The 6228-nt window shown below is 62.0% G+C and carries 6 protein-coding genes; 2 read left to right on the forward strand and 4 right to left on the reverse strand.

The features are described 5' to 3' along the window. The 3 genes from JOZ79_RS12760 to JOZ79_RS12770 form a co-directional block, all read right to left on the reverse strand. Positions 1–2026: TonB-dependent receptor (locus JOZ79_RS12760; RefSeq protein WP_294074807.1), on the reverse strand; the 2026-nt coding region annotated here is incomplete at its 3' end. Between the two features lie 137 nt (positions 2027–2163). Continuing rightward, a complete protein-coding gene (locus tag JOZ79_RS12765; protein WP_294074809.1) occupies positions 2164–2916 on the reverse strand; it encodes an anti-sigma factor in 753 nt (250 codons plus the stop codon). After that, positions 2913–3497: a sigma-70 family RNA polymerase sigma factor gene (locus JOZ79_RS12770; RefSeq protein ID WP_294074812.1), complete on the reverse strand. Its 585-nt coding sequence runs from the start codon at positions 3495–3497 to the stop codon at positions 2913–2915. The genes JOZ79_RS12765 and JOZ79_RS12770 overlap by 4 nt, the downstream gene beginning before the upstream one ends. A gap of 302 nt (positions 3498–3799) precedes the next feature. Here JOZ79_RS12770 and JOZ79_RS12775 point away from each other — a divergent pair, with 302 nt between their 5' ends. Continuing rightward, the gene (locus JOZ79_RS12775) at positions 3800–5383 is read left to right on the forward strand and encodes a DUF4331 domain-containing protein (RefSeq protein WP_294074819.1); all 1584 of its coding nucleotides are present in this window, start codon (positions 3800–3802) and stop codon (positions 5381–5383) included. 39 nt (positions 5384–5422) lie between these two features. Further along, positions 5423–5644 carry a hypothetical protein gene (locus JOZ79_RS12780; protein WP_294074814.1) on the forward strand — a complete coding sequence of 74 codons (222 nt, stop codon included), beginning with the start codon at positions 5423–5425 and terminating at the stop codon, positions 5642–5644. 123 nt (positions 5645–5767) lie between these two features. On the opposite strand, the gene JOZ79_RS12785 is transcribed toward JOZ79_RS12780, so the two are convergent. Beyond that, positions 5768–6228, reverse strand: a 461-nt coding sequence (locus JOZ79_RS12785) for a DUF4198 domain-containing protein (protein ID WP_294074817.1), incomplete at its 5' end; no start/stop codon positions are given.

Here is a 6228-nt window from a genome sequence, read left to right on the forward strand (position 1 = left end):
GAGGTTCCACGGGGTGCAGGTGATAGTCATCGACACCATCCGCGGGCTCGCCGGGCAAGCGCGACGCGTAGTAATAGGTGATGTCGTTCGCATGCGAGTTGAGGACATTCAGGATGTCAACGCTAACACTCAGCCGTCGGCCCCGCCAATAGCTCCCGGCATTGACGAGCGTTGTCGGACGCGATCTCGCGCTATTGTCCTCGATCAGTGGGGCCGATCCGAAATGCCGCACTCGCAGCGATGCGGAGAACCCGTGTCCGAATTGGGCCTCCGCACCACCAGTCAACACGCGACCGATTGAATTGGGGACGTGCGCCTGGCCGGGGTCCACTCCCACAAAACGCGCGTGCGTCAGCGAGCCCGCGGCATCCAGGGTCAGCCAATCGGCGGGTCGCCAGAAGATCGTCGCCTCCGCTCCATAGCGGCGGGTCGCGGCGTTCGGCTCGGTCGTGCCGCCGTCGCCCGAATAGACGAGCTCCGATCCGAGCGCGAGATAGTAGCCGACGAGCGAACCTGTGAACCTGCCGACCTCTACCCGGCCGCCGAGTTCAGCACCGCGTGCCTTCACAAGGGCCGGAACCTGATCGGCTGGCTCGAACGTCCTCGGGTCGAACTTGATTGTCGCGCCACGAACGTCGTTGGAGTGGAATCCCTCGCCATAGTCCGCGTAAAGCTCGACATGGTCGGCCACGTGCCAGGCCACGGCCGCCTTCGGGCTAAGGATGGCTTCACTGCCCTGCCCGGAGTTGGCGGCGAGCGTTTCAGCATGAACGTCATAATTGTAGAGGTCGCCGCGAAGGCCGAGAATCACGCGCAGCCGATCCGTAAGTGCGGCACTGCCCTCGATGTAAGCCGCGCCGCTCAGTTCATCGACCCGGTCCTGCCTGACCGTTCCGATGATGCGGCCCTTCTCTGTGTGATAGAGTCCTACCTTGCCGATGTGGTCGTAACGGGCGTCGCCGCCGATCGTGAACGTCACCGGCAGTCCCGCGACGGTAGTTGGGAAGTCGTGATGGAGTGAGCCACCGAAGACGCCGCGTTGGTCGCGCTGCTCGAATTCGTCACCGTGGACGGGGTCGTCCAGGAAGTAAGTGAAGTTCGAGATGAGGTGAAAACGATAATAGAGAGCGAACAGGTTGATTTGCGTGGCGTCGAACGCGGCGTTGCCGGTCAGGCCAATGCGGGTCGTCGCGCCGCCGAGATAGGGATCGATGTTCCCATACCTGCTAATCTCACCATCCTCGATCGCCCGCTGCGGAACTTGATCCGTTGAATTCCACGTCGCTCGATAGGCGGTCAATCCCAGGCTCCAGCCTTCGCTCGGAGTGCCCTCCGAATACTTGATCAGGGAGTTGAACTTGCGCAGCTTCTCGTCGAGCACCCAGGGACCGTTCGAGAGCGTTCCGTCGAGCCCGACCAAGAGGTTGCCTCGGCCGACCGACGTACTGCCCGCTGTGAGCGCGCGGTCATAGCCGTAGCTGCCGAGGGTGGCCTGCACGATGGGAGCGGGCAATGTATCGGCCGTTCTGAACTTCACCGTCCCGGCCGCCGAGAAGTCGCCGACGTCCGCGAAATACGGTCCCTTGCGATAGTCGATCCTCTGGACCAGCTCGGGGATTAGGAAGTTCAAATCCATGTAGCCCTGGCCATGGCCGTGGGTGCGCATGTTGACGGGAACGCCATCCACGAACCCTGCGAAGTCGGTCCCGTGATCCAGATTGAACCCGCGAAGGAAATACTGGTTGGCCTTGCCTGTGCCTGAATGTTGGGTCGCAATCACGCCAGGGACATTCTCGACGAGCTCGCCGACCCGGCCTAACGGCTTGTCCTTGAAGTCCGCGTAGCCGACCGTCCCCTGGGAACCGGACTGAGCCTTGCCGATCTGCTTGAGCGCCCGTCCATAGACTACGATTTCGTTTTTCTGAGGATTGTCAGGGTCGGCTTGAGCCCAGGCTTCCGAGCTCGACGCACCCAGCAATAGAAGCAGCGTCGATGCCAGCGCCGCCCGACGCGAGTGTCCAGTCAACGCACGCACCACCCGTACACGCCCGCGCTCCATCCCCGAGGGTCCTAGAGCAAGCACTCTGCACGAACAGCACAATTGTTAAGTGCGGAGCTTAACTCCCGGTGTTGAGTCGCGCGCCGTCAATCGAGCGTCATCGATCAAGCAGGTGAGAGCGCGCCCGACGCCACAACCGGTCCAGTGGGGGCGCCAGTAGGCGAGCCTCCGCGCGGTTCGAGAGAAATGGCAATCGTTGCACCCTGCTGCAGCAGGTCGGCGAGCGCGCTGGCGAGCTGCTGGTGGGTCGTCTTGCCCGCAGGAAGCACGCCGAGCGACCTCGGCCTGCCGCCGGCTGGAATGACCCAGAGTTGGTGCGAATGTTTTGGATCGGCGGCGAGCGTACCGGCCGTGCCAAGCACAAGCTCACGAGTGTTCGGGTCCCAGCTGATAACGACGGTGGCCGCTGTGCGGCCGCTGGCGATTGCGACCATCGGCGGAGTTTGCTCAGCTGGCACAGGCGCCTGTACCGCGGCTACGGTCGGCGGGATGGGCGCGGGTCGTGGCTTCATGACCAGCAGGAAGCCGAGAACCGCGGCCACGGCGGTCATCCCCGCGGTCGTCGATCGCCAGAAGTTCAGCGACCGGCGGAGCCGCAGGTCATTGTCATTGGCCGGCGAGACGCGTCGGATCGCAGTCTGAACGCGATCCCAATGGCTGGCCGGCGGCGCGACGTCGTCAATTCCGTCATGAAGCGGCGCGAGATATCCACGCCACCGCGCGACCTCATGAGCGAAGGCGTTATCCGACGCCTCGCGAGTTCGCGCCGTCGCATATTCAGCGCCCTCAAGCAGGCCAAGCGCATATTCGGCCGCAACCACGCCTTCCCCTTCGATATCGTCGCGACGGTCGCTCATGATTCCATGCAACCCCGAAGGCGAAGCAGCGCGCGGCGCATCCAGCTCTTTACGGTAGGCAACGGGACGCCCTTGCTTTCCGCGAGCTGCGGATATGTCGTCCCCTCAAGAAATGCCGCTCGGATCATGGTCCGGCGATCCTCGTCAAGTTCATCAAGACATTCGTGCAGGCGTGCCCGATCCTCCGCGCGCTCAATAATGTCGACCGCAGATGGCCGTTCGTCCGGGATCTCCGCCGCCGATTCGAGATCGTCCGTCGACGGCCGCCGCTGCCGCAGGCGATCGATAGCCCGGTTGCGCGTCATCGCTGCAAGCCAGGTAATAGCGCTCGCCTTGTCAGGATCGAAGCTGCCCGCCTTGGTCCATACGGTCACGTAAACGGTCTGCAGGACGTCTTCGGCGTCTGCTCGGTCGTCTAGCACTCGCAGGCAAATCCCAAAGAGCTTTGCCGATGTTCGCTCATAGACCTGGTGCAAAGCGTGGCGATCACCTTGGGCGACGTCCGCCATCAACGAAGTCAGCTCTTGCGAAGCGACCCGGGCGACATCGGGCGATGCAGTGCGATCCATCTCAACCGTCATGCTTGCTCCCCCTATACGAAAGAAGCGACGATTTTGGAACGGTTGTTCCAACCATGGCGCGCTTGCTGCCAGTAACTGTCAGGAGGCAACCAGTTGCTTTAACTTACATCAGTGGCGAATAAATGAGTGTAAGTTTAACAAATGTCGAGTTTCTCCGCGCGAGAGCACGTAATTCTCCCACCGAATCTAATTGGGCATTCAGCCGAAGAAATCTCGCTGGCGATCTGCGCCGCCGCGAACGGGGGCCGTCCGGAACGGGCTGCCATGATGTGGGTCGCAGAGGGAGAACAGGCGTGAAGCATATGACCAGCGTGAGATTGGGGGCGATTGCCACCCTTCTGCTTTCGGTATCGTCGCCCGTGTGGAGCTCGAGCCACCGCGAGGCGCCGAACATCACCAAGATGCCGAAGGTGGATAACACGGACGTCTACGCGTTCCGGAGCTACGAGTCCGGACGCGCGGGTTACACGACGCTGATCGCGAACTTCCAGCCGTTCCAGGAGCCGGGTGGCGGACCCAACTATTACACGATGGATCCCGACGCGCTCTACGAGATCATGGTCGATAACAATGGCGACGCCAAAGAGGACGTCACTTTCCGGTTCAAGTTCAACAATGTTCTGCGCATGAATGGGAAAGGCGAAACCATCACGGCTGGCGGCAAGACGCTTCCTATCGCGCTGCGCGCTTCCGGGCCGCTTTCGAGTCCGATGGACGCGAACCAGGGTGAGATCGAACGCTATGCGGTGTCCGTCGTCAGAGGCGACCGCCGTACGGGCAATGCCAGCGTGATCACTGGGACCGACGGGTCGCAGTCTTTCCTCAAACCGTTCGACAACGCCGGCAACAAGACCATTCCCGATTACCCGGCCTACGCCACCAAGTTCGTCAACAATGTCAGCATCCCCGGCTGCGCCGGCGGTGGCCGCGTGTTTGTCGGGCAGCGTGAAGAGGCGTTTGCAGTCAATATCGGACCGGTCTTCGATCTCGTGAACTTCATTCCGATCGAGGGCGACAACAACGGCATCTACGGCAATGGCCAGCCTTTCCCCGGCGGCATTACGCAAAGCAATGCTCACCAGGGTCTTATCGGCAAATATAACGTCACGAGCATCGCGATTGAGGTCCCGACGGCCTGCCTGACCGGCAATGGCAACGGCGTCATCGGTATCTGGAGCACGGCCAGCCTTCCGCAGTCGCGGCTGCTAAAGCCAAATCCGACCTATGAGAACCCGACGACGAGTGGTGGCGCTTATGTCCAGGTCTCGCGCCTTGGCATGCCGCTCGTCAATGAGCTCGTGATCGGTCTTCCGCAGAAGGATCTGTTCAACGCGGTCGACCCGACGAAGGATGCAGCGCTTGCCGATTACGTGACGAACCCGACGTATCCGGAAGTGCTCAACCGGCTGTTCCGCACGGCGGTCAACGCCACGTTGCATACGAACTTCGCGACTCTTGCGCCGACAAACTTCCCGCGCAACGACCTCGTCGCGACGTTCCTGACCGGCATCGCAGGGCTCAACCAGATGTCGACTGTGACGGCATCGGAGATGATCCGCCTCAACACGGCGATCAATGCCACTCCGATCGACCGTCAGCGCCAGTTCGGCGTACTCGCGGACGACCTCGCGGGCTTCCCGAACGGCCGCCGCCCGGGCGACGATGTCGTCGACATCGAGCTTCGTGTCGCGATGGGGCGTCTGTGCCACCCGGTGACCATTAACGGCAAGCAGACCGATCTCGGCCTCTGTCAGCCGTCGGATGCGCCAACCGGCCTCGTTGCATACACCGACGGCGCGCCGATCAGTGCGCGTCAGCTCATGGATCACTTCCCTTATCTGAACCCGCCGCTCCGTGGCGCGCCTCTGCCACAGAACCAACCGTAAAGCGGCGGTGAAATGATCAAATCTCTAATACCGCTCGGTTTGATCATTGTCGCGGGGGTGTCGCTGGCCGCTTGCAACAAGGCAAGCGACCGCGACACGCCCGCGGCGCTCAATTTGGAATCGCCAAGTCATCAGGAAGATCAATTCGGCAAGGGATTCGGCCGGGACTTCAGGGCTGACCCGATGTCTACGCCCGCGGACGTCAACGACGACGACGTTGCTCCCGTCTCAGACACCGCCAAGCCGGTTGCGATCCAGTAGGACGCGTCGACAAACAACGGCATGATGCATGATCGTCACTCGAGATCCCTGGGTCCTCGATCCAGGGGACGCGCAGAAGTCCCGCTCAATCGCCGCAGCGGCGCGGCGGCGAATCTCTTGAAATCAGTAGCCGAAGGTCAGGCTCGAAAAGGTCGTGTCAAAATCAAAGGCCGGATCGCCCTTGACGCGTTCGGACCACAGGACATTCAAAAGCAGATTGCCCGCCGCCGGGATCTTGAACACGGCCTTCCCGTTCCGGTCCGTGACGACCGTCTGCAACGGCGTGGCATCGTGCGCGAGATCGGTCAGCATGACGGTCGCATTCGGCAGCAGATGGTTGTCGTAGAGGACGTGGATCGGAAGCAGCCGCGAGGGCGGAAGCGCGTACGGGCTGATGTCGGGGACAATCTCAAGCTTCAGGCCAATCGGCTTGGTCGCGGTCTGCTGGTCCTTCGGCGTAACCGGACCGACCTCGACAATGGCTTTGGCGCGTCGACTGTAGCGCTCCCGGCCAGTGCTATTCATCGTGCCTTCCTGCTGGCGAGCGGCGAGGACGGTTACGAGGCCTTCGGCCTTCGCGTAGT

The organism is Sphingomonas sp. (assembly GCF_019242355.1).
Classification (GTDB): Bacteria; Pseudomonadota; Alphaproteobacteria; order Sphingomonadales; family Sphingomonadaceae; genus Sphingomicrobium.

Coding starts and splice junctions, on each gene's coding strand:
- JOZ79_RS12765 (WP_294074809.1), bottom strand. CDS start 2,916: ATGAGCGACCGTCGCGACGATATCGAAGGGGAAGGCGTGGTTGCGGCC.
- JOZ79_RS12770 (WP_294074812.1), bottom strand. CDS start 3,497: ATGACGGTTGAGATGGATCGCACTGCATCGCCCGATGTCGCCCGGGTC.
- JOZ79_RS12775 (WP_294074819.1), top strand. CDS start 3,800: ATGACCAGCGTGAGATTGGGGGCGATTGCCACCCTTCTGCTTTCGGTA.